This is a genomic window from Halovibrio salipaludis (assembly GCF_002286965.1).
GTDB lineage: Bacteria > Pseudomonadota > Gammaproteobacteria > Pseudomonadales > Oleiphilaceae > Halospina > Halospina salipaludis.
The window spans coordinates 773,243-795,907 of sequence record NZ_NSKD01000001.1; the positions used below are offsets into that span (position 1 = coordinate 773,243).

Consider the following 22,665-nt stretch of genomic DNA (forward strand, 5'->3'; position numbering starts at 1 on the left):
CAGGGCCGGGCTCTGGATCTCCCGGATGCATGGATTGGTGTTTAGGTACGATATGAGCGATGGTAAACGACCTCTCCGGGTTCTGTGCCTGACAGATGCCTGTGACCGCCCGGAATCTGAGCTGTTCATCGGGATGCACCGTGCAGGGCATCAGGTCGATGTCATGTGCAATCCCTCAGGGCGGTTTTTCGAGTACCTGCGAGAAGCTGGGCTTAAGGTTCTGCCCATGAAACTGAGTGGCCGTTTCGACAGGGAAGGTACTGACAAGATCCGTGAGCAGCTGCAAGCCTCAGATTACGACATACTGCACGCCTACAACCCGCGTGCACTTGCCTGCGGTCTCAGGGCATCCAAAGGACTGCCTGTGCGGGTCGTGGCCTATCGGGGCGTTTCAGGCAACATCAGCTATCTGAATCCAGAGTCCTGGCTGACTTTTCTGCATCCCCGTGTCGACCGTATTGTGGCGGTATGTGATGCGGTCAGAGATTACCTTGCAGGGGTTCACTTTCTCGGGTGGCGTCTGCCACCGGAGAAACTGACCCGTATCTACAAGGGGCATGATCTGAGCTGGTACCAGCAGGCACCCGCGGATCTCTCAGGGTTTGGTATTCCAGACGATGCATTTGTGGTCTGTGCGACCGGGCGCGATCGGCCGCGGAAGGGGTACGATATCCTTCTGAAGGCAGCTGCATTCTGCCCCACGGAACTTAATATCCATTTCCTTCTCGTTGGCGATATGGATGGGAATGAGGGCCTGAGACAGCTCGCCCGTGACTCCGGCCATGAATCACGGATCCACTTTGCAGGGTATCAACAGAACGCACCGCAGCTGGCAGCGGCAAGCGATGCCTTCACGCTTCCCTCAGTTGAGCGTGAAGGGCTCCCCAGGGCTGTGATTGAAGCCATGGCTTACGGCATACCACCGGTTGTCAGCGATGTTGGCGGTATGCCTGAACTGGTTGTGGATGGGGACTGTGGGTATGTTGTGTCCAGAGGTGATGCTGAATCACTGGCCGAAGCAGTATGTAAGCTTGCACGCGATCGGTCTGCGGCACAGTCGATGGGTGAGGCTGCCCAGAGACGTATCCAAAGGCAATTCCATACCAGTCAGACAGTCGATCAGACGATCCGCTTATATCGGAGCCTAGGCACACCTTAGACATCACGCTTTAAAACACTGGGTCGAGTAGGGAAGTTGCAGTAGCCTTGCTTTAGTGTGTAGGCCAGTTCTATTTAAATTAATGTGCGTATTCTAAAGAGATTGGGTAATGCGCGATTTCATATTGCATGTTGGGTATCCCAAGACTGCAACCACCTTTCTTCAGACACAAGTTTTTCCGGAGTTTTCGGCTTTTGGTCGAGCTTCAAAACAGCCTCAAAGCAAGCCGATCGATCGTGAGCTTAAGAGGGTTGCCCTGCAAGAACCAGCCTCCTACTGGCGAAGCAGAAAAGCTGAGAGGTTGTTGAGCAGGCTTTTTGAACTGAGTGATCGAGAGTCGGTGCTGGTCAGTGATGAGCATTGGTTATGGGGGCCGAAGATGTTGTCTCCCCCGCAAAAGCAGGGTTGGAAAGACAGTGATGACGGTAGGCATCCGCTCGCCCAGCACATGGAGGAGTTGAAGAGAACTCTGTCGTATAAGTTCGGTTATCGGTTGAAGGTCATAGTCACGTGTCGGAACCAGGCTGATTTCATTGCTTCCTACTTTGCCCAATGCGCTAACCGGTATGAAGTCAAGGTCGACCAGCGGACGTTTTTGAATGTGGTTAATGAAGTTTTGGCGGAGCCAGGCTTCGAAGGAAAAGCATTTCTTGAATATGATCGTCTCTATCGAGACTTGCTTGATGTGACAGAAGGGAGAACCTGTATCCTGTTCCAGGAACAAATAACTGAAGAGTGTTTCTGGAGAAGCTTTGCGACTTTTACAGGACTCGAAGCCGGGAAGGGGCTTGAGTTTCTGAAGAAACAGGTTCGTGAAGGTCAGGGGGTCAACAGGCGTAGGGTTACGGCTGACACTTGGAAGGTTGAACAGTATCCCTTACCGAAAGCGTGGATGCGCCATCTGGTTTCATTGCCGGTTCCCGGGAATGAAGAGTTGCAGAAGAAATTGCTGTTGAAGATCAGGAAAAGAATCAATTTCTTTAAAGGAAACAAGGAAACTGTTGAGTTGGACGCAGAGACTAAAAAGACAATTCTCAGCGCCTACCGAAGAAGCAATGAAAATTTGTCCGAGCTCTGCAGGATAGACTTGGCAGAATTGGGCTATCTGGCGGAGAGAGGTGATAGTTGAGACGCTACCTTTTTTTTGTCAACCAGAACTACGCCTATTCGATACTTAAACCTCTTCAGCGCGAAATTATAGCACGTGGTGATGATATAGCTTGGTTCGTTGCTGGTTGCAGTGATGACCCGCTGGGCTTCTCAGATCAGCGTCTTTGCTCTTTGAAAGCTGTCATGGATTATCAGCCCGACGCCGTATTTGCCCCAGGCGATTGGGTTCCAGACTTTTTCCCCGGCGTTAAAGTGAAAATTTTCCACGGTTTCCCGATCAATAAGAGGGGAGATCCGGAAGATCGGCGCAGCCACTATAGAATCCGCGGCTGGTTTGATATCTACTGCACTATGGCCGAGGAAGATACGGAGAGGTTCCAGCGCCTTGCAGGGGATAACCCACATTTTGTGGTTCGCAAAACCGGCTGGCCAAAGCTGGACAGGATACTGAGCAATAACGAGTGGCTTAGTAAAGAAGATGTTTTTGAACGTCGCGACCTACCGGTTCTTTTTTATGCGTCCACATTTACCCGGGATGTGTCATCCGCTCCGGATCTGGTTGAAACCATCAAAAAGCTTCGTGCCTCGGGGGAATGGAACATTGTAGTGACACTGCACCCAAAGATGGCTCGGGAAACAGTAGAGGCCTATCGCGCACTGGCAGGTGACCGCTTGGTGTTTCTGGACAGTACGGAAGATTTTGTCCCTTACATGGGTATGACCGATGTCATGCTCTGTGATACCTCATCAATCATGTTCGAGTTTATGGCGTTGGATGTGCCTGTGGTGACGTTCAGGACTCGAATGCCGGGGTCACATCTTATTGATGTCCAGCAAGCGGGCGAAATTGAGCCCGCTTTGAAGAGAGCTCTGCAACGTGACCCCGAGCAGCTGGAATCCATGCGCAGTTTCTTCCAGACATTGCATTCATGGAAGGATGGTAAAGCGTCTGTTCGAATCATGGATGCCGTTGAGGCATTCCTTCAGGATCCTCCAGCGCTGGAAAGAAAGCCACTGAATTTGATTCGCAGACTTAAAGTCCGCTGGAGGTTCCGGTCATTAGTGGCGGCACAGAGAAGCCGCTAAGTTTTATTTCGCGGTCTTTCCTCGGGGCTTTGTCGACTCAGCGCGGGTAAGGGTCCATAGACCCGCGTATTTGTTGAATGCTCCTTGAGTGTAGGTCATGGCGACCAGAAAGCCTACAGGCCCATCCAGAAATCCCAGTCGCAGAATATAAACCTGAACAAAGGTCACGATTGCCCTGAACGTGGGGTATATCAGTGTCTTGGTTCTCCGCCCCTTACGGTAACGCTCCTGAGCCCCCAGCCAGGCATATTTGGCGCTTTTTTCAAGTGCATGCCCAAAATCCCGATGCGTGTAGTGTGTGAGGCGCCCTCTCAGAGTAACGGTCCTGCGCCCTTCTGGGAGAAGGATCTTTTCGTGGACCATTGCATCTGAAAAACGCACACCTTCTCGCCGGAAAAGACGCAGTGGGGCGCGGCCGCTGCGCCCGAAATCCAAACGCTTACCGTATAGTGTGACGGCCCAGGGCAGCTTGTAGGCATCCGCCCTGGGTTGATGGGAAAGTTCGTGGTTAATCTCCCGCGCAAGGTAGCTCGTCAGTCGTTCATCCGCATCAATGGAGAGAACCCAGTCACCGCTGGCCTGCTCGAGCGCTCGCTGTTTCTGAAGGCCAAAACCGGGCCAGTCGGTCACGGTGATATTGTCAGTGAACTCTTTTGCAATGGTAACGGTTTCGTCCGTGCTTCCGCTGTCAACTACAATGATTTCATCTGAGACTGGCTGAACGGATGCCAGGCAGTCCCGGATGTTATCAGCCTCATTATAGGTGATGATGATGGTGCTGAGATATTGCTCGCGCCGGCCTTGGAGGTTCTCCGCCACCGTGCGCCAGACAACGTAGGTCAGAGTAGTGACAGTAAGGAGATAGAAGGAAAGGTAAATCCCCCTCATGAACGTTGCCTCGGTGAGCCCAAAAAGCAGATATGCAAGTGGAATCAGGCAGCCTGCGGTCGCCATGGCAGACACTCGGCCGTTTTCGTGGCGGGTCAGGCGGGCGAATTGAACGAATGGTATAAGCAGAAGAAGGCTCCAGGATAGTGCACCGAGCAGGCCTCGTGTTGCGAGTACCTGGAGTAGGTCATTGTGTGCGTGGTTGTCGCAGCAACCTATAAGGCCTTCGTTCAGGTTGCCTGAGGCGACGCCCTGATGAATGGCGTCGGCGTACCCCTGGCTACCGACCCCAAGGATGGGAGCCTCCAGAAAGAGTTTGAGCGCTTTCTGCCAGATGTCGAACCGGAACTGGATTCCATTATCGACCATACCACCCAGTAGGCCCGAGAACCCGGACGACATGCGAGAGTCCAGGCCGACGAAGAGTGCAAGGGTTAAGCCGCCGAGTGCGCCCGAGAGCCACCGTTGGTGCGGTTTTCCAGCAATGATGAGAAACAGCAGAAGAACCGGGAATGCGATGAGGTTGTTGCGGGTCCCGGATAGATAGGCGGCTGTGAACGCGAAAAAAATCGCTGCAAGGGCTGCCAAGGCGCCTCCCCAGAGGCGTTCCCGGCGAAGAACAGGCAGGACTGCGAGGAGCATCGTGCCGAGCAGCAATGAAAGGTTCCCAAAGGGGATGGGGTTGGTAGCGCCTTCTGCACGCCCACCACTAACCCCCCACATGGTGTGCTCAACCGCAATCAGTCCTGCCGCCATACTTGCAAGAGCCAGGCCCCAGAATAACGCTGTATCTTTCAATCGTGTCCAGGAAAAGATAATAAACAGGGGCCAGAACAGAAGGAGGCGCCCATGCTTTCCCAAGTCTTTGAAGCCTTCATAGCCAAATCCATTGATGACCCAGGAAGCCAGACTTACTACGGCAAAAAAGGCAAGCGCAAAGCCAATCAGCTTGACTTCACGGTCTCCTGTCGCAATCGGCCGCCTGCCACGAAGTCTTGAATAACCAATAAGGACAAGCCCGCAAAGAGACAGCAGGTAAACTCCGCCAGAAAGTAAGCTATCAACGATCAAGCCACCAGTGAGCGTAACCAGGAAAAGTGCCGAGAAGACGAATGAACCAATGCGAGCGGGCGCTGGGGTGGGCATCCTGCGTTATTAATCCGTGACCGTGAGGGGGTGTATTTCCTGGACGCGGGGTTGCCCGCATTCAGTTCTGCTCGGGATTTCCAGAAGCACCTTGAATTCGTCTCCCTTTTCCCAGTCGTTTTCCTTGGGCGTCTGGAAGTGGTGTTCTCCGGGAAAGAAGTTCATCAGCGCCTTATTGTCCTCCAAACGCACGAGTTCAGCAACGCCTCGCGTTTGGGCCCACTTGCAGTCCTGTTCTTCAGAAAGAGGGAGCTCTTGCGACTGGAAAATACTGCATCCGCCTATGAGTGCAGTGGCCATGATAAGCGGTGCGTGCCTCATGATTCGGCTGCTCCGCTTCCAGTCCTTTCATTGCCCTGGGTGGTCAGACATGCAATCACCTGCTCACACTGCTTCATCGCGTAATCATGGACGTTCTGCACCAGTCCTTCCTCATCACGGGCGCGCAGCAGGTCGAGCGATTCACGCATGTGATTGAGGTTGTCCTCCAGTACCCGGTTGCCCTGGCGCAGGGCCACAAAGGCGCAGCGTTTGGCCGAGGGCCAGAGGTCATTGATGGCGGCGGTGATGAAGTAATTGTTGGCGTAAGCCAGCGAGGCCTGGGTGTATTCAATACCGGTATCCAGGAACTCCATGAGCTGGCCGTTACGGAAGGACTCGCACATGCTTTCGTAGAGCGATTCCAGCCGCTCCATATCGCCGGTTTCCCACTGGCGGACGAGCTTGCGCCCGGTGTGGCCCAGAAACACGCTCATTGCTTCGTACAGGCTGCGCACGAAGTCCTCGTCCAGCGTGGTCACAAACGCCCCCTTACGGGGCACGTTACGCACCAGGTGGCGTTTCTCCAGCATCAGCAGCGCCTCCCTCACGGCGCCATGGCTCACGTCCAGCTCTTTGGCCATGTTGCTTTCATGGATACGATCGCCTGATCTGAGCTGTTCAAAGGCGATCATGTTCTCAAGGTGACGGGCAACCTGTTCACTCAGGGTTTCGCGGGGTTTGAACGACTGCATTGCCGGAACTCGGATTCATTTTTATGGGATGATCGTATCATGCCATCGTTGCACAAATCAGCGGTTCTGCAAGCGCTGCCGACCCCTTGATTTCCGTCAAACCGATCCCATGGTCTGCAGGTAGACCCCGGAAATGGACGTTCGGCATTGGCTCGATTATGGGCACCGAGGGGTCGAGATCTGTGTTAACGTCCATGACTGAGGCTCTCAACCGAATACTGAAGGCCGTTAAGGAGGAAACACTATGGCTTTTGAACTCCCCAATCTTCCCTATTCCTACAACGCACTCGCGGAAAAGGGGATGTGCCAGGAAACGCTTGAGCTCCACCACGGCAAGCACCACAACACCTATGTCACGACCCTGAACAGTCTGGTCGAGCAGGACAGCAACCTGCAGGGCAAGTCGCTGGAAGAAATCGTCAAGCTCGCCTATGGCCGTGATGACCTGCAGAAAGTATTCAACCAGGCTGGCCAGCACTGGAACCACAACTTCTTCTGGGAAAACATGTCCCCCAACGGTGGCGGTATCCCGGGTAAGCTGGAACAGAAGCTGGTCGAGGACTTCGGTTCCGTGGATGACTTCAAGGAGCAGTTCAAGACCACCGCTGTCGGCCAGTTCGGTTCCGGCTGGGGCTGGCTGGTGCTGGGCAACGACGGCAAGCTGAAGGTCACCAAGACCCCGAACGCCGTCAACCCGCTGGCAACCGGTGAAGGCAAGGTCCTGCTGGCGCTGGACGTCTGGGAGCACAGTTACTATCTGGACTTCCGCAACCGTCGTCCGGACTATGTTATGAACTTCCTGAACAACCTGGCCAACTACGAGTACGCCGAGGAACAGCTCAACAAGGCGTAAACCGGCCCTGCCCGCCCTCTGGAAGGGCGCGCTTCAACCCCCGCCCGGTGCGTCCGGCCGGGGGTTTTCTGTTTCAGTGGAGGCTGTCCACCAATTCCCTGACGCGCGCCTGGACCCATTCGGGGTGTGTGACCGGCGCCCAGTGATTGGCTGCCAGACGCTTGCAGCTCACCTGCTGGCAGTACCGGGTCATGGCCTCGCACACCGCTGGTGTCGCGAAGGCGTCCTCTTCCAGGACCAGTATCTGGCTGGGTGTTCTGATGCTGCCGGGGCGTGGCGTGGGTGGCGGGCTGAGCGCGTTCTGGCGGTAGAGCTGGAACGTATGGCGCGTGAGGCGGGTAACCTCATCGCGTGAGCGTGCCAGGTGAGGGTGATCGCCGGGAAGGCCGCCCATGGTCAGGGCCGCACGGTAAACCGGCGTGCCGACCGTGCTGAACACGGCCCGGCCAAGGCCGGGAACGTTCAGTGCCAGCATGTACCAGGAGTGCAGTACCTGGTTCAGTGCCGGTTTGCGGTCGCCACCGCCCTTCAGGATCCCGTTCCGGACCCATTCGGCCGCCGCTCCAAGATGTGGGCCGGAAAGGCTGGTCCAGGAAGCGGCACGGCGGCCATAGACCGGGTCGGCCACGAAGCTCCAGCCGATGATTGAGCCCCAGTCGTGGCCCACCAGGTGTGCGGTGCCTTCCCGGCCCCGGGTAGCCGTGATCACGGCATCAATGTCCTCCAGAAGGCAGGGGATCCGGTAGCCTTCGGCACGCGCTGGCGGAGTGCTCTGTCCCGCCCCCCGCATATCGAAACCGATCACGTGGTAGTCGCTGCTCAACGCCTGCATATGGGGCAGCCAAAGGTCGTGGCAGTCCGGGAACCCGTGCAGGAAAAGGATAGCCGGGTTGGCCGGGTCGCCGTCCTCGACAATATGGAGTTCCGTCTGGGGGCGTCTGAGAGTCCGTGTTCGCATGGGTCTGACCTGTAGCGGTGATCCGGGTTATGCTTGTCGATCACCCATCATCCGGGAGGCAGGCGCCGTGTCATTGGCTGCATTTTACGAACGACACGTCTTTTCGCCCGTGCTGAAGCTGGCCGAGCGCACGCTGGCGGATGTCCGCCGGGATCTGCTCAGCCAGGCGTCGGGGGAGGTGCTGGAGATCGGTATCGGTTCCGGGCTCAGCCTGAGCCATTATAGGTCGGGCGTGGAACGGATTGTGGGCCTGGAGCCCTCGGAGGTCCTTCTGAACGAATGCCGGGAGCGCGTTGCGTCACGCTCTGGGGAACCACCGGTGGAACTGGTTCACGCAGGGGCTGAGTCCATGCCCTTTGAGGACAACCGGTTCGATACCGTGGTGGCGTTCCTGGTGTTCTGCACCATCCCGGAGGCGGACCGGGCCGCCCTTGAGATGGCGCGGGTGCTGAAGCCGGGCGGCCGGCTGCTGTTCTTCGAACATGTGGCCGCCAGCGAGCCGGGTTTGGCCCGCTGGCAGCAGCGTCTCAACTCTCTCTGGAGACCGCTTGCCTGTGGCTGCAATATCAACCGGAATACCCGTCGGGTTTTTGAGCGTGCCGGTTTTGATATGAGCGGCGTCGAGGTCCGGCGTCATCCGGATATTCCACTGCCACTGGTGCAGCCGGTGATCGAGGGGAATACCGGACTGGCCGTTAGCGGCGAGAACCCCCGAAGCGGCACGGGTCAAAAGCGCTGACATCGATGGGCGTCGGCTCTGAATGCATCATCATGCCCAGCAGTTCCGCGCTTCCTGCCGAGAGGGTCCACCCAAAGGTTCCATGGCCCGTATTGAGCCAGAGGTTCTGTAAGGGGCCGGCGCCGAGGGCCGGCGGGCCATCAGGCAGCATGGGCCGGAAGCCGGTCCAGGGCTCCGCGTGATTGAAATCCGCGGCGCCCGGGAAGCGCTCGTTGATGGCTTCCTGCAGCACCTGCAGTCGTGATTCCGGTATCCGGCGGTTGAAGCCGGCCAGCTCCGCAAAGCCGGTGATCCGCATCCGGTCCCCGAGACGGGTGATGGCAACCTTGTTGTCCAGGTCCACGACCGTGGAGCGGGGAGCTTTGTCGGGATTGTCCAGGGGCGCCGTCAGGGAGTAACCCTTGACCGGGTAGACGGGGAGCTTCAGGCCCAGTGGCCGGACCAGGTCCCGCGAGGCGCAGCCGGCACAGACAACGGTTGCATCAGCCGCTTCAAGCCAGCTCCTGTTGCCGTCGGAAACGTGCGCGCCTTCCAGGGCATTACCGTTATGTTCCCACTGCGTCACGCTCGTGCCGAAGAAGAACCGGACGCCCGCTTTCCGGCACTGCGCCATGAGCAGTTGTGAAAGGCGATGGCAGTCGCCGGTGCCATCACCATTGATCAGAAGGGATGGCTGCAGGTCCCCGGTTGCCGCCAGCGCGGGTTCCTGGCGATTGACCGAGTCGGCGTCCAGCCACTCGTGCTCGATCTGCTGCTCCGCGAGGGCCCTGGCCTTGGTCTGAAGGCCGGCGTATTCGACCGGATCGCGGCTGATTTCCAGCAGCCCCTCATGATGACCGTCGAATCCTTCGGGCAGCTCACGGTCGATGGCGTGGAAGGCGTTACGGCTGACCTGGCCAAGCTGGAGCATGGCGCGGTTGCTGGCGTCATAGCGGCCGCTCTCCCAGGCATAGCGCAGCGTCTGGAAGAGAAAACCGATCGTTCTCGGTGCTGGCGGCATGTGCATCTTCAGCGGACCCTGCCGACGGACCAGACCCTTCAGCCCAACGCCGATCAGATCCGGTGCTGCCCAGGGAGAGACGTGGCCGTAGGAGCGCTGGCCGGCATTGGCATAGCTCGTCTCCATGCCCGGGCCCTCGTGCGCTTCCACCACAGTCACTGAATACCCTCTGCGGGCCAGCATCCGGGCGGTGGTTAAACCGACGATGCCGGCGCCGACGACAAGTGCTCTCATGAGGATGGCTCCCGCAGCTGCCAGTCATTACGGGTGATGGGAGTGGCCCCGTTCTCACCCACGACAACCGTGTTGCTCATACCGATTCCGAACTCACCCGGTGCCCGCAGGCACAGGGGCAGGTGGAAGACCATGCCCGGCTCGAACGGGGATTCCTCGCCCTCGGCAATGAAGCCGGTCCCCTCGACCCAGCTCGGAGGGAACTGCGCCCCCACGGTGTAGCCAAAGACACCGGAGAAAAAGACCTCGTCCGCGACTTCCGCCAGGACCCGGTTGGCGGCTGTTGCCGCGTCCGTAAAGCGCTGCCCCGGACGCATCTCCGAGACCAGCGTGTCGTGGAGACGGTGGCAGACATCGTTGAGCCGTTTCATCCGGTCCGATGCCTTCCCAGCAACGGCTGTACGCATCTGTGGCGCGGTGTAGCGGTGGCGCACGGCGCCGAATTCGAGGAACACGGATTCGTTCTTCTCGATAACCCGACTCTGATGGTTGAGGTGGATCACGCTGCTGCGTGGCCCGCTGACCACAATGGGCTGCAGGCTCATGAACTCGCTGCCGGCGGCCAGCATGGCGCGGGCGCCTTCGGCCGCAATGGTGTTCTCGTCCACGCCCGGTTCGATCACGGCCATGGCGGCATCCAGGCCGGCCATGGTCATGCGTGCGCTCTCGTGCAGACGTTCCAGCTCTGCTGCTGTCTTGACGCGCCGGACGCGGTCCAGGACGGCGCTGGATTCATGGAAGCCAGTATCGGGCAACTGGGCCCGCAGGGCGTCCAGAACGCCGGGGCGCAGGCCGTTGCCCCACTGGTTGATGCCGATGGCGCGGCAGTCCCGGAGCTGGTCCACCAGGGGGCCGATCACGGACTGGACGGACTCCCACCGGTACCCGTCCACCTCGTCCACGAGAGCGGTTGCCGCAGCGGGGCCGGTTTCGATGGAGGGCACCTGGAGGAAACAGCGCTCCGGGCGGAAGACCAGCGCCGCATGGACCGAGACCTCAAAGGTCCGGTAGCCGGTGAGGTAGTTGATCTCGCCCGGATTGGTCACCAGCAGTGCCTCAAGGCCGGCTTCGCGCATGGCGCTGGCCACCCGCTGGCGGCGTGCCCGGAATTCTCCGGCGTCGAAACTCTGTTCGGTGCCGGCTGCCGTACTGCGCAGTGCCTGAAGGTAGTCGGTGTGATCCATCGTTGGCCTCTGGTAATGTCTGACCTTTACGCAAGTGAAGCAGATTTACCCCTACCCTGTCGTCCAGAATGGAGTCCGTATGAGTACTGATGCAGGAAGTCCGCAACTCAGGCCGTGTCCGCGCAAGCCCAATTGCGTTTCCAGTAAGGGCCGGGGGAAGCAGTACATAGAGCCCCTGCCGGGGGATGAAGGCACATGGGAGCGGCTGCCTGGCGTGCTGGAGGCCCTGAGTGGCGTACGGATTGTGGAGCAGACGGCGGAGACCATCCGTGCCGAGGCCCGCACCCGGGTGCTGCGGTTCGTGGACGATCTGGATTTTGTCCGTGACCCGGAGCAGGGCGTGATCCAGGTGCGTTCGGCCTCAAGGCTCGGCTATTCGGATCTCGGCGTGAACCGGCGGCGGCTTGAAACCGTGCGCAGTGAGCTGGCGAAGGACTAGCCATGGCACGCACCTACCAGGACCTTCTCCCGGTCGCCGATCGGCTGGCGCCGCTGTTCTACCGCGAAGAAGCCGAGGGTGTCGGCATGGATGACCTTGCCGGCATTCTCCGGGACCATCCCCGGCTGATGATCATCATGAATCATGGCCCCGCGCTCGGCCCGGCGCCCGCCCTGGCAGCACTGGTTCGGACCATGGTGCGTCATGGCGGAGGTGACAGGGTGCCGTTCGGGGTGACCTGGAGAGGGTTCTACCGGGTGCCCGGTGTCGGTCCCCTGGCGGAGCGTCTGGTGCAGACCTCGGCGGATTCCGGAGTAGAGGATGTTGTTGCCAAACTGAGCAATGGCACCTTCAATGACTGCGGCATCATGCCGGAAGGCGAATACAGCAATGTCGGCAACGGCATCGATATCCAGCCCTTCCGAAGCCAGCGGTTCATAGAGGCGGCCGTTCGGGCGGAAGTACCTGTACTGCTGCTGGCCCACAGCGGCACTGAAAGGCTGGGGCGACCGGTGCCCATTCCGGCTTCAGCCCGTTTCCTGGTGGAGCGTCTGCCCGAACACCTGCGCCGGGCTGTGAACCAGAGCGGTGTGGTGAGCCTGCCGTGGTTGCTGGGTGGGCGCATCCCCAAGCTGGGGCTTGCCTGTGAGCTGTACCAGCCGGATCTGTCACCCGAAGACCTCGAGGAGCCAGGGGCGGCCCAGCAGGTAGCCGTGAGTGCCCGCCATGTGCGGGCACGTCTCCAGCGTCTGGTGAATCATCTGGTGCTGCAGTTCGGCGAGGATTAGTCCGCCATCGTCGAGGCGCGTTCTTCGCGGTGCCGTGCCCGGTAGTGGCCAGGGCTTTCCCCGGTCCAGCGCTTGAAGGCCCGGCTGAAGGCACTCAGTTCCGAAAACCCGAGCAGGAACGCCACTTCCGTCAGCCCGTATTCGCCTTCAGCCACATACTGCAGTGCCCGTTCACGCCGCACCGTTTCCGCCAGGTTCTGGAAACTCTCGCCCTCTTTCTTCAGCTTGCGGTACAGCGTCTGGCGGCTCATGTGCATGGCCGAGGCCACCCGGTCCACATCCGGTGTGCGTGGGAGCTGTTTCTGGACGATGCGTCGGACCCGCTCGGAAACGGTTTTGCGCGGGCGCAACTGGCGCAGCAGCCGATTGACGTGTGTGGTCAGGGCAGAATGCACATAGGGGTTGCGGTGGGGCAGGGGCGAATCCAGGTAGCGGGCCGGAAAACACAGGCTGGTCTCACCGGCGCCGAAGGTGACCGGGCACTGGAAGATCCGCTCGTAGTGGGCCCGGTAGCCGGGGTCCTCGTGCGCCAGGCTCAGCTGCTCGATGGCCAGCCGGGGATGGATGAAGTGGCGCGCACGGGTGACGGCAGCGGACAGCGTTCGGTCCATGTCCGGAATGCAGTACAGCGCCGGATCCGGTACGTGCCAGGTGACCCGTATCCGGTCGCCCTCCCGGGTCTGGTACAGGTGCACCGCCTCGTTCACAAGACGGTGCAGCCGCATGTATTCCTCCAGCGCATGCTCAATGGTGTCGCTGTTGAACACGATGTGGCTCATCAGCCCCATGCGGTCCGGATCCACAATTTCACCCAGCCGCAATCCCAGTGCCGGGTCCCCGGTCAGAAGGAGTGCCTCCTGCCACAGCTGGTTATGGCTGTGCACAGCAACACGGCAGTCGGGATCCTCAAGTTCCTCTGACGAGATCCCAAGAATGCCATCAATATGGTCCTGGGTGGCGAATCCCCGGCTGGTCAGGTAGTGGGTGAGAGCAAGAGTGCCGGAAGCGCTCACCGTGGGACTGTCTGTCATCGACTGTTACCACCTGTCAAAAGGTTGAGCGGGTGCGTCAAGCCGGCTCAGGCATTGCGACGTAGGATAATACCTGAAATCCTGACAAACCCAAGGAGTCGCGTCATGGATATGGATACCAACCTCGAAATCTGCGTTCCGCACACTGAAGAAGAAAAAGCCAATCTCAAGGCTCTGTCCGATTATCTGAGCGAGATCCCCGCGTTCAACTGAGGGGCCCGCTCTACCCCTGATCTGAATAGGTTCTGATGAGGTCCTCACCGCTGCGGTGACGGGCCTTCATTTTCTGGATGCGCTCCAGAATCCCCTCCATGCGTCCCAGGCGGGCCTGGGTTTCGAGTGCACGCATGGTCCCATTGGCCCGGAAGTCGAATTTCAGACCGTAACGGTGCTGTTCCCCTTCAGCGCGCACGTTCGTGACCACCGCAACCAGCCGGTTCTGGTGGAGTTCGCTCCGGTCCAGGCGCAGAGTCAGATCCACCAGCACCTTCTGCCCCATGCGCAGTTTCCGGGACGTGATGATGGCGACACCCTCGCGGGTGAAATCGGCGGCTTCGACGACTTCACCACGCCTGAAGCGGCTGCGCCCTGGCTTCAACCGGACTTCCAGTTCTGCGGCGGGGAAACGCTGCAGGTGGCGGCGTTCATCGTAAAGGGGTGCTGCTGTGGCCATGGGGTCAGGTTCCGTTTAGGCTTACACTGCTTGATGTTACGAGTCTAAGCCCGTCGCCCGCTCTTCGCCAGTGGCGGGTGAGCGGTATGGCACGGAGAAACGGTTTTGACAGAGACGGTGGAACTCAATGCGGGCGTCAAGGGTGATGGCCCGCCCCTGATACTCATGCATGGCCTCTTCGGCGCCGGCGATACCCTGGGCGGTGTGCGTCGGCGCCTGGCGCCGGAATTCGAGGTGCACAGCCTGGACCTGCGCAACCACGGTGAATCACCGCATACGCGCAGCATGAGCTACCCCGAAATGGCAGCGGACGTGCTGGCCTACATGGATCGGGCTGGACTGGAGACGGCCCATCTTCTGGGCCATTCCATGGGCGGCAAGACCGCCATGGAAATGGCACTGATGGCGCCGGAGCGGGTTCGGCGCCTGATCGTTGCCGACATTGCGCCGGTGGCCTATGAGCCCCACCATGACGCCATCCAGGATGCGCTTGAGGCGCTGGATCCGGCCGCCGTGAAATCCCGCCGTGAAGCCGATGGCGTGCTGGCGGAAGACATCGGTGAGAAAGGCGTGCGGCAGTTTCTGCTGACCAATCTGGTGCCGGCGGACGGCGGTTTCCGGTGGCGGATGAATGTGCCGGGGATCCTGGCCTGCTACGAACAGATCATGGCAGGCCCGACGACCGAGGGTGCCTATGAGGGGCCGACCCTTTTCATTCGCGGTGGCAATTCGGACTATATCCAGAGCCGCCACCAGGACGCTGTTCAGCGCTATTTTCCCCAGGCTGAACTGAAGGTGATCCCCGAGGTCGGGCACTGGCTCCACGCGGAAAAACCCGAGCTGTTTGCCCGCATCTGCCAGCGCTTTCTGGCGGAAGACAACTGACACCAGCAAGTCGGAATAACAATGAAAAAAAGCCTGCTCATACTCCTGATCGCTGTTCTGCTGCTTATCGGCATCTTTCTGCTGTGGCCCTCGCCAGTCGATTCCGTCGCCTGGGAACCGCCGGAGGCACCGGGGCTGGAAGGGCCCGCGCAACCGAATGAAGCTTTATTGGACGCGGATGTGCTGGCCAAAGGTGACATCGAAGGCCCGGAGGACACCGAGGTGGATGCCGAGGGCAACGTCTATGGAGGCCTGCAGGACGGGCGGATCATCCGCGTAAGCCCGAACGGAGAGGTGGAAACCTTCGCGGATACCGGCGGTCGCCCCCTGGGCATGGAGTTCGACGATGATGGGAACCTGATCGTTGCAGACGCCTGGAAGGGGCTGCTGTCGGTTGCCCCGGATGGCGCCATTGAGGTGCTGACCACTGAATCCGAAGGCACCCCCTTTGCTTTCACCGATGACCTGGCCATTGCCTCGGACGGGCGCATCTACTTCTCGGACGCCAGCAGCCGTTTCCACCAGCCGGACTACCGCCTGGATATGCTCGAGAGCCGCCCGCACGGGCGCCTGCTCCGCTATGACCCGGAAACCGGGGAAACCGAAACTCTGATGGATGACCTCCACTTCGCCAACGGGGTGGCCCTGACCGAAGACGAGCGTTCCGTACTGGTCAACGAAACCTGGCGCTACCGCATCCAGCAGTATTGGCTTGAAGGCGAGAAGGCCGGTACCAGTGAGATCTTTGCCCGGAACCTGCCCGGCTTCCCGGATAACCTCTCCGCGGATGATAACGGCATCATCTGGGTGGCCCTGCCCACCAGGCGCAATCCACAGATGGACGCCTTTCACCCGAGTCCCTGGCTCAAGGAGCAGGTGGCCAAGCTGCCGGAATCCCTGCAGCCGAGCCCCGAGCCCTACGGCCTGGTACTGGCTTTCGACCAGCAGGGGAAGATGCTGGGCAGCCTGCATGACCCGACGGGGGAGCGTTTGCAGATGGTAACCTCGGTGAAAGCGCGGGACGGTGCGCTCTATTTTGGTTCACTCTACAATGACCGCATTGGTCGACTGGATTACGATCGGGCGATGAAAGCCCTGAGGGAGCAACCGAATGAGTGACTGGCACTGGCGGATGGCCGATCCGTTCACGATGAACATCAGGGTCTCGGAACAGGACGTGGATCGCCTCGGACACGCCAACAACACCGTCTATCTGCAGTGGATGGAAGAGATCAGCTGGGCGCACATTGAGTCCGTGGGCCTGACGTGGGAGCTGCAGGAAGAGCTTGGCCGCGCCATGGCGATTGTGCGCACCGAAATTGATTACAAAGCCGCGGCGCTGGCCGATGATGACCTGATCCTTGGAACCTGGCTGACCGAATTCGACGGCAAGCTGCGTTCCGGGCGTCAGTTCCAGCTGGTCCGGCCCAGTGACGGCCGGACCCTGGTGGAAGCCGAGTCCCGCCATGTCTGTATTGATACCGCGACCCAGCGTCCGGCCCGGATTCCGGAACCCATGGCCGAGTTGCTGAAAAAGGCCAGCCACGACCAGTAATCCCTGGAGGATATGCCATGCGCCAGATCGTCATTCCCGAATTCGGAGATGCCAGCGTCCTTGAACTGCGTGAAGCGGCGCTGCCCGAGCCCGGCGAGGGCCAGGTGCGGGTGCGCGTGGCCAGTGCCGGGGTCAATCCCATCGACTTCAAGACCCGCTCTGGCCAGGGATTCGTGGCCAATGCCATACGTGATCATTTGCCCTGGGTGCCGGGCTTTGAAGTGGCTGGCACCATTGATGCGGTGGGCGCCGGTGTTGATGGCTGGCAAAAGGGTGACCCGGTCGTTGGCATGACCGGATTCCCTCGGGCCGGTGGCGGTTACGCGGAGCAGACCCTGGTGCGCGCCGACGAACTCTGCCGGGCGCCGGAGGGGCTGAAACTGGAAGAAATCGGCGGTGTGCCCCTGGCCGCGCTTACGGCCTGGCAGGGCCTGTTCAGCCACCTGGGGCTGCAACCCGGCCAGAAGCTCCTGATCCTCGGGGGTGCTGGCGGGGTTGGCCATTTCGCGGTGCAGTTCGCCGCCCAGCACGGCGCCCATGTGGTGACGACCGGCTCCGGGGCCAACGAGGATTTCCTCCACCAGCTTGGTGCTGACGATGTCGTCAACTATGAACAGGAAGACGTCCATGACGTCTGCTATGGACTGGACGCCGTACTTGACCTGGTCGGCGGCGAAGCCGGCAAGGCCGCGCTCAGCACCCTCGGGGAACACGGTAAGCTTGTCACCGTTCCCACGGTAACGGCCCAGGCCATCAAGGACCTTGCCGCCGAGAAAGGCATACAGGCCGCCGGCTACGTGGTTGAGCCGGATACCGACCAGCTCGAGGAGATCCTGGCCCTGCTCAACCGCCGTGACGCGGAACTCCACATCTCCGCCGCCTTCCCCCTCGGTGATGCGGCCGCTGCCCATCGCCGGCAGGATGATGGGCATGTGCGGGGGAAGTTGGTTTTGCAGCCATAGATCGGGCGAGAGCTGGCGTGATGTTTTCAGGGTAACTCGGTTATCTTTCTACCGCTCACTCCCATCGGCAGATGCTATAGACATCGTGAGCAAAGCGGGCCTCACCGGCGACAGGGAAGTGGTGAAGTTTCTCGGAGTTCGACAGATCGCAGTAGAGTGATCCCAGTTTTTCGACGACGGTCTGTTCCGGTTGGATGCTTGGGGTATTCGCATACCACAGTAAGTAAGCTTGGCCATCTTTTTCGGCATCGACAATCTGGCGGATTCTGGTCTCATCGAACATACGGCCTGGAATCCGTGAACGAATCCATTTCTCTGGAAGCTGAAAGTACCCCTCGTCGTCAGTTCGTGTCTGATCAGTGTATTCATCCTCGTAAGTGAGCTCGCGGATGACTTTTACGTTTGGTACGGGGTTCCCTCCTTCAAGAATCTGCCCCTCCACTTTTGGAGAGAGAAGGACGTCGTAACGTTTGAATGCTCCAAGCATATCGGACATAACCTCAACCGGGTTGGTGATATCACTGACAGCTACAAGAATCAGCACGCTGGGGATCAGGACTGACATGCTCCGATAGGTTGCCTTTAAACAAAGCCTCCCATTCACAATGACTCCAGAGCTTTTTTGACGCTGCGGTTCAGCGTTCCGATTGTGGTTTCGAATACCCATCGGATGAACTGATAGGTGAGCTTTGTCACTGTCACTGCAGCTTTCCCGGCAAATACCAGCATATGACCCAGAAGGCCCGCTGTCTGCTCGGCGAACTCCGTTGATGCCTCAGCGATTTTCTCCAGCGAGCGGGCCAGCCGATCATAGAAAGTCAACGCAGAACTCATTGTGGCCTGACCGGCCACAACGGAATAGTAGCCAGCGTCCTTGAGCAGCGTGATCAGGGCAGCGTTCAGCTTTTCGGACCAGTAGTTTGTGAAAGAGGCTTGGAGACGATCTTCGTAGCGGAGCCGTACGGTCTGGTTAAGGAAACGCATAGATTGGCGTTTCAGTTTTCCCCAGTCATCGGTTTCCGCCGTATTCCGATAACCAGGTGTTCCCTTGTGTCCCATTCTGTGCGCGGAGAAATTTATGCCTTCAGCGCTATCAAGCCTGTATTCACCAGCGCCTTCATTGGGTGCATGGATAAATGGCCAAACGGGGGCTAATGGAACGGGATCAGCACCATGTGTACAACGGTAATGGGCATCGATTTGGTTCGTGTTTTTCGTAGCATAGCCTTTCAGGCCGACACGAGGCGCGCCAAAGGTGTACAGTTTTACTTTTACAGGGAATTGAGATTTGAGCCAATCGGCGGTGAGTGAGGCGAGGGCGCCACCGAGACTGTGGCCTACGCAATGGACAGTGTGATTGGGGCCAGCTTGCGTGAGTCGCTTCGCAAGCCTGTCATTGAACGAAGGCCTCATACTTGCAAAAGCTTCTTCAAAGCCTGAGTGCACGCTTTGATTATTGATCCCGGTTGCAATGCCTACGTCAAAATCGGTCAGGTAATCTGCAATCGAACTGCTACCCCGGATCGCTATGAGCGTTGAATTACGATGCCTTTCTCGTCCCTCACCTATGACCGCGAAGCCAGTTGTTTGAGTATAAAGTCCGAAGATTCCTCCCGTTTCCCCCATGACTGGGCTCGGTTTGCCTTTGAAAGAGAAACGACGCTCGAGCTGAGTTGAGAGCGGCATTGGGATGTTCCCCATCGAATCTGGGGAAAAAACGCTGTAAACGGCGTCAGCACACTCCGCCGCTATGCTTGGTGACAGTGTTTCCATTATGAAGATCCTTCTTCACATTTGAATTGATCGTCCTGATTTATTCCCAGCGGCAGATACTGCCAACATTATGTTCGAATTGGGGATGTTCGTGATTATAGAAATGATGTGTTTGGTCAGGGTTGGAGATATCGCAATCGAGGCGCCCTAAGCGCTCGCGAAAGGCTTTGGGTGTTTGGAGATCTTCCGTTGCGGCTTGCCACAGGATATATGACTTTCCATCGACTTCGGCGTGTATGAGCTGTATCACCCTAGCCTCAGTCAAAGGGCGCGCCGGTAAAGACGATCGAATCTGCCGTTGCGGGAAAGCGAAGTTACCTTCAGAGTCAGTTCGTGTCCTATCAATATAGGACTTGCCATAATGAACCTCCCGCGTAATCAGGATACCTTCCAGCGGTTTCCCCCGAGCTGTAAGGCGCCCTCTCACCTTCGGCGAAAGATGCACATCATAACGCTTGAACCATCCGAACATATCGGCCATGACCTCGCTGGAATAGAGCATGTAGCCGGCAGCCACGAGGATCGGGATGAGGGCGAGCAGTCCTTGGGGGGTGGCACGATGCTTGGTCATACAGCCACCTGCGGTGCCGTTTGCCTGCAATGGTGCATCCGGGTTGGATCTGCAAAAGCGGTGCGGGCCATTTCCCTGTCCTGAGGCTGACGTCCTGTCGTTTAATCAGTGGGAATTATGCCACTGGTTCCCGCGTCGTCAAAGCAGCCTCATGATGGTGTGAGCGGCGTCACAGGCCTGGTCAGCTGAAACGCTTCAGCGTCTGCCGGACACCTCCAGCCCAGGGCCCACCGAACAGGTTCAGGTGGTTCAGCTCGTGGTAGAGGTTGTACAGCGGGGCCCGTTCCTCCCAGTCCCGTTCAACCGGGCTGTTGGCGAGGTAGGCTTCGCAGAACGGGCGCGGCTGGCTGCCGAACATCGTGGTCATGGCCAGATCTGCCTCGGCCCAGCCATAGTGGGTCGCCGGGTCGATCAGTACCGGTTCGCCGCCGGGGCCGCAGTGGATGTTGCCGGACCACAGGTCGCCGTGGATCAGGCTGGCGGGCTGTTCGGGGATCCAGCGGTCCAGGCGCCCGGCGAGCCATTCCAGTTGTCGGATGTCCCCCTGGTTCAGCCGGCCGCTGTCCCGAGCGATTCTTCCCTGGTGGAGGAGGCGGGCCTCGGCGAAGAACCGGAAGCCATCGCGCATGCGCGGATTGGGCTGGGGCGTGAGGCCGCAGAAGTTGTCCCGCTCGAAACCGAACTCCCCAGCGGTGACGCTGTGCAGTTGCGCCAGCTGTTCCCCGAGTTGCCGGGCGAAGTCCTGGCCCGGCCGGCCATCCAGCCACTCCAGAACCAGCCCGTCCTCAGCAACCGCGACCACTGAGGGAATGCGTACGGCATTCGCGCTGCCCAATGCCTGCAACCCTGCCGCTTCCGCCTCGAAAAAGCCGGCCGGTGGTGAGGGGTGAGTCTTGAGAAACAGCGTCCGGCCGTCTTCGAGCGTCAGCCGGGCGGCATCGTTGATGCTGCCACCGCCAATGGGCTGGGCGGTGGCAATCGGGCTGTCGATCTGCGCTGCGAGGCTCTCGGGGATGCGGGCCATGGTCACTGGTCGTCGGTTTCTGCTCTTGCGCGCATTGTTTCATGGCGGCGGGCCAGATGTTCAAGCACCTTCGAGGCGGCCACGAAGCCGAAGGTACCGGTCACGAAGCTGGCAGCACCAAAGCCCGTGCTGCAGTCCAGCCGGGTAGGGCCGTCCCCGGGCTTTTCATGGGTGGTGCCGCCATCCGGCGAGGGGTAGGTGAGCTGTTCCTCGGAATAGATGGCGGGGATAGTAAAGCGCCGCTTCGGGTTGCGTGAGAAGCCGTATTCCCGGCGCAGCAGGTTGCGCACCTTGGCAAGCAACGGGTCCTGGGTGGTGCGGCTGAGATCGGCCACGCGGATGCGGGTCGGGTCCATCTGGCCCCCGGCGCCCCCGGCGCAGATCACCCATTGTTTGCGCCGGCGGCAGTGGGCCAGCAGGGCCGCCTTGTGGTTGACGCTGTCGATGGCGTCCACCACCGCCTCGCAGTTCCCGGGAAGCACGTTCTCCATGTTGCGGGTGGTCACGAACTGCGGAACCGCTGTAACCCGGCATTCCGGATTGATTCCCTGGAGCCGCTCCGCCATGACCTCTACCTTCGGGCGCCCGATGGTTCCCACCAGCGTGTGGACCTGGCGGTTGGTGTTGGTCACACAGATGTCATCCATGTCGATCAGGGTAAGGGCGCCAATGCCACTGCGGGCCAGTGCTTCGGCCGCCCAGGACCCCACACCCCCGATCCCGGCGATGACCACATGGGCTCCGGCAAGGGTGCGTGCGGTGTCCTGGCCGTAGAGGCGCTCCATGCCCCCAAAGCGCTGGGAAAAGGAATCCGGCGTCATGGCGGCTCCTTGGTGGGTTTCGGTTTGTGCGGATTCTACCAGAAACCGGGTTTCAGGATTACGGACTTGTCAGTCCAGATTAAGATCCGTATGATCCGACGGACTAGTCAGTCCGTTTCCCGTGAGGCCGATACACGTGACCGATTCACCGCGCCCGACGCGCACCCACAAGGCTCCGGAACAACGCCGAAAAGAGGTCCTGGAGGCCGCCGCCGTGGTGTTTGCGGAGGTGGGGTACCGTTGCGCTGAGATGGATCGCATTGCGGAGCGTGCCGGTGCCGGCAAGGGCACGGTTTACCGTTGTTTTGCCAGCAAGGAAGCCCTTTTCATGGCAACCGTTGAGAAGGCGCTGGAGGACCTGACCTGTTATGTGAATGAGGCGGTTGACCCGCTTGAGGATCCCCTTGAGCAGCTTCGCCTGGGTATCCGCCGTTACCTGGAGTTCTTTGAGTGTAACCCCGAGACGGTGGAGCTGTTCATCCAGGAGCGGGCGGAGTTCCCGAAGAACGGCAAGCCCCTCTACTTTGTGTACCAGGAAACCAGCGGCGGCAAATGGCGCGCCCGGTTCGAAAAGCTGATCGAACAGGGTCGTATGCGGCCGGATATGTCGCCGGCACTGGCTCAGGAAGTCTTCAGCGACCTGCTCTATGGGGCGGTCTTTTCCCAGCTTCTTGCAGGCGATCGGGAATCGCGTGCGCAGCGGGCGGATGAAATTAGCGCATTACTGTTCAGGGGCATCCTCAAGCCCGAGGGTTGAGCCGGCTGAACGCAGT

General features: G+C 59.5%; 25 protein-coding genes. 12 read left to right on the top strand and 13 right to left on the bottom strand.

Annotated features, from left to right (window positions below):
• The first annotated feature begins 133 nt into the window (after positions 1–133).
• The 3 genes from CK501_RS03765 (at position 134) to CK501_RS03775 (ending at position 3,355) form a co-directional block, all read left to right on the top strand.
• On the top strand, positions 134–1,159 hold the full coding sequence (locus tag CK501_RS03765; protein WP_269844181.1) for a glycosyltransferase family 4 protein: 1,026 nt from the start codon (positions 134–136) through the stop codon (positions 1,157–1,159).
• Positions 1,160–1,268: 109 nt separating this feature from the next.
• The gene (locus CK501_RS03770; protein WP_095616368.1) at positions 1,269–2,288 is read left to right on the top strand and encodes a hypothetical protein; all 1,020 of its coding nucleotides are present in this window, start codon (positions 1,269–1,271) and stop codon (positions 2,286–2,288) included.
• On the top strand, positions 2,285–3,355 hold the full coding sequence (locus tag CK501_RS03775) for a CDP-glycerol glycerophosphotransferase family protein (protein ID WP_095616369.1): 1,071 nt from the start codon (positions 2,285–2,287) through the stop codon (positions 3,353–3,355). Before CK501_RS03770 ends, CK501_RS03775 begins: the two co-directional genes overlap by 4 nt.
• 3 nt (positions 3,356–3,358) lie before the next feature.
• Here the strand turns inward: CK501_RS03775 and CK501_RS03780 are convergent, their stop codons facing one another.
• From CK501_RS03780 to CK501_RS03790, 3 genes are read right to left on the bottom strand one after another with little or no spacing between them, the layout of a single operon-like run.
• Positions 3,359–5,389 carry a glycosyltransferase gene (locus CK501_RS03780; protein WP_095616370.1) on the bottom strand — a complete coding sequence of 677 codons (2,031 nt, stop codon included), beginning with the start codon at positions 5,387–5,389 and terminating at the stop codon, positions 3,359–3,361.
• Between the two features lie 9 nt (positions 5,390–5,398).
• Positions 5,399–5,710 (bottom strand): hypothetical protein, encoded by a 312-nt coding sequence (locus CK501_RS03785; RefSeq protein WP_095616371.1) that lies wholly within the window; start codon positions 5,708–5,710, stop codon positions 5,399–5,401.
• On the bottom strand, positions 5,707–6,402 hold the full coding sequence (locus tag CK501_RS03790) for a GntR family transcriptional regulator (RefSeq protein WP_095616372.1): 696 nt from the start codon (positions 6,400–6,402) through the stop codon (positions 5,707–5,709). The genes CK501_RS03785 and CK501_RS03790 overlap by 4 nt, the downstream gene beginning before the upstream one ends.
• Positions 6,403–6,646: 244 nt before the next feature.
• Here CK501_RS03790 and CK501_RS03795 point away from each other — a divergent pair, with 244 nt between their 5' ends.
• Positions 6,647–7,255: a superoxide dismutase gene (locus CK501_RS03795; protein ID WP_095616373.1), complete on the top strand. Its 609-nt coding sequence runs from the start codon at positions 6,647–6,649 to the stop codon at positions 7,253–7,255.
• Positions 7,256–7,328: 73 nt separating this feature from the next.
• Here the strand turns inward: CK501_RS03795 and CK501_RS03800 are convergent, their stop codons facing one another.
• Entirely contained in the window at positions 7,329–8,213 is an 885-nt protein-coding gene (locus CK501_RS03800; protein ID WP_095616374.1) for an alpha/beta fold hydrolase, read from the bottom strand.
• A gap of 67 nt (positions 8,214–8,280) precedes the next feature.
• On the opposite strand from CK501_RS03800, the gene CK501_RS03805 reads away from it, so the two are divergent.
• Entirely contained in the window at positions 8,281–8,952 is a 672-nt protein-coding gene (locus tag CK501_RS03805) for a class I SAM-dependent methyltransferase (RefSeq protein ID WP_158223034.1), read from the top strand.
• Here CK501_RS03805 and CK501_RS03810 read toward each other — a convergent pair.
• On the bottom strand, positions 8,909–10,186 hold the full coding sequence (locus CK501_RS03810; RefSeq protein ID WP_095616376.1) for a D-amino acid dehydrogenase: 1,278 nt from the start codon (positions 10,184–10,186) through the stop codon (positions 8,909–8,911). The two genes, CK501_RS03805 and CK501_RS03810, sit on opposite strands and share 44 nt — an antisense overlap.
• On the bottom strand, positions 10,183–11,370 hold the full coding sequence (locus tag CK501_RS03815; RefSeq protein WP_095616377.1) for a M24 family metallopeptidase: 1,188 nt from the start codon (positions 11,368–11,370) through the stop codon (positions 10,183–10,185). The genes CK501_RS03810 and CK501_RS03815 overlap by 4 nt, the downstream gene beginning before the upstream one ends.
• A 79-nt stretch (positions 11,371–11,449) precedes the next feature.
• Here CK501_RS03815 and CK501_RS03820 point away from each other — a divergent pair, with 79 nt between their 5' ends.
• Both CK501_RS03820 and CK501_RS03825 read left to right on the top strand, forming a co-directional pair.
• The gene (locus tag CK501_RS03820) at positions 11,450–11,809 is read left to right on the top strand and encodes a DUF1499 domain-containing protein (RefSeq protein ID WP_095616378.1); all 360 of its coding nucleotides are present in this window, start codon (positions 11,450–11,452) and stop codon (positions 11,807–11,809) included.
• 2 nt (positions 11,810–11,811) lie between these two features.
• Positions 11,812–12,597: a hypothetical protein gene (locus CK501_RS03825; RefSeq protein ID WP_095616379.1), complete on the top strand. Its 786-nt coding sequence runs from the start codon at positions 11,812–11,814 to the stop codon at positions 12,595–12,597.
• Here the strand turns inward: CK501_RS03825 and CK501_RS03830 are convergent.
• Together CK501_RS03830 and CK501_RS03835 are read right to left on the bottom strand one after the other, a co-directional pair.
• A complete protein-coding gene (locus tag CK501_RS03830; RefSeq protein WP_095616380.1) occupies positions 12,594–13,628 on the bottom strand; it encodes an AraC family transcriptional regulator in 1,035 nt (344 codons plus the stop codon). The two genes, CK501_RS03825 and CK501_RS03830, sit on opposite strands and share 4 nt — an antisense overlap.
• A gap of 223 nt (positions 13,629–13,851) precedes the next feature.
• Positions 13,852–14,301 (bottom strand): PilZ domain-containing protein, encoded by a 450-nt coding sequence (locus CK501_RS03835; RefSeq protein WP_095616381.1) that lies wholly within the window; start codon positions 14,299–14,301, stop codon positions 13,852–13,854.
• Positions 14,302–14,406: 105 nt separating this feature from the next.
• On the opposite strand from CK501_RS03835, the gene CK501_RS03840 reads away from it, so the two are divergent.
• The 4 genes from CK501_RS03840 to CK501_RS03855 are packed head-to-tail and all read left to right on the top strand — an operon-like array spanning position 14,407 to position 17,703.
• Positions 14,407–15,186, top strand: a complete 780-nt coding sequence (locus CK501_RS03840) for an alpha/beta fold hydrolase (protein WP_233128834.1) — start codon at positions 14,407–14,409, stop codon at positions 15,184–15,186.
• Positions 15,187–15,207: 21 nt separating this feature from the next.
• A complete protein-coding gene (locus tag CK501_RS03845) occupies positions 15,208–16,305 on the top strand; it encodes an SMP-30/gluconolactonase/LRE family protein (RefSeq protein ID WP_095616382.1) in 1,098 nt (365 codons plus the stop codon).
• Positions 16,298–16,741 carry an acyl-CoA thioesterase gene (locus CK501_RS03850; RefSeq protein WP_095616383.1) on the top strand — a complete coding sequence of 148 codons (444 nt, stop codon included), beginning with the start codon at positions 16,298–16,300 and terminating at the stop codon, positions 16,739–16,741. Before CK501_RS03845 ends, CK501_RS03850 begins: the two co-directional genes overlap by 8 nt.
• A gap of 17 nt (positions 16,742–16,758) precedes the next feature.
• A complete protein-coding gene (locus CK501_RS03855; RefSeq protein WP_095616384.1) occupies positions 16,759–17,703 on the top strand; it encodes an NADP-dependent oxidoreductase in 945 nt (314 codons plus the stop codon).
• A 55-nt stretch (positions 17,704–17,758) separates the two neighbouring features.
• On the opposite strand, the gene CK501_RS03860 is transcribed toward CK501_RS03855, so the two are convergent.
• The 5 genes from CK501_RS03860 to tcdA form a co-directional block, all read right to left on the bottom strand.
• Positions 17,759–18,268 carry a DUF6795 domain-containing protein gene (locus CK501_RS03860; RefSeq protein ID WP_143421377.1) on the bottom strand — a complete coding sequence of 170 codons (510 nt, stop codon included), beginning with the start codon at positions 18,266–18,268 and terminating at the stop codon, positions 17,759–17,761.
• 35 nt (positions 18,269–18,303) lie between these two features.
• Entirely contained in the window at positions 18,304–19,476 is a 1,173-nt protein-coding gene (locus CK501_RS03865; protein ID WP_095616386.1) for a lipase family protein, read from the bottom strand.
• A 40-nt stretch (positions 19,477–19,516) separates the two neighbouring features.
• On the bottom strand, positions 19,517–20,047 hold the full coding sequence (locus tag CK501_RS03870; RefSeq protein WP_095616387.1) for a DUF6795 domain-containing protein: 531 nt from the start codon (positions 20,045–20,047) through the stop codon (positions 19,517–19,519).
• Positions 20,048–20,228: 181 nt separating this feature from the next.
• A complete protein-coding gene (locus CK501_RS03875) occupies positions 20,229–21,071 on the bottom strand; it encodes a fructosamine kinase family protein (protein ID WP_095616388.1) in 843 nt (280 codons plus the stop codon).
• Positions 21,072–21,073: 2 nt separating this feature from the next.
• Positions 21,074–21,892, bottom strand: coding sequence for a tRNA cyclic N6-threonylcarbamoyladenosine(37) synthase TcdA (tcdA, locus tag CK501_RS03880; protein ID WP_095616389.1), 819 nt, complete (start codon positions 21,890–21,892; stop codon positions 21,074–21,076).
• 136 nt (positions 21,893–22,028) lie between these two features.
• Here tcdA and CK501_RS03885 point away from each other — a divergent pair, with 136 nt between their 5' ends.
• On the top strand, positions 22,029–22,649 hold the full coding sequence (locus tag CK501_RS03885) for a TetR/AcrR family transcriptional regulator (RefSeq protein WP_198949371.1): 621 nt from the start codon (positions 22,029–22,031) through the stop codon (positions 22,647–22,649).
• The last annotated feature ends 16 nt before the right edge of the window (positions 22,650–22,665 follow it).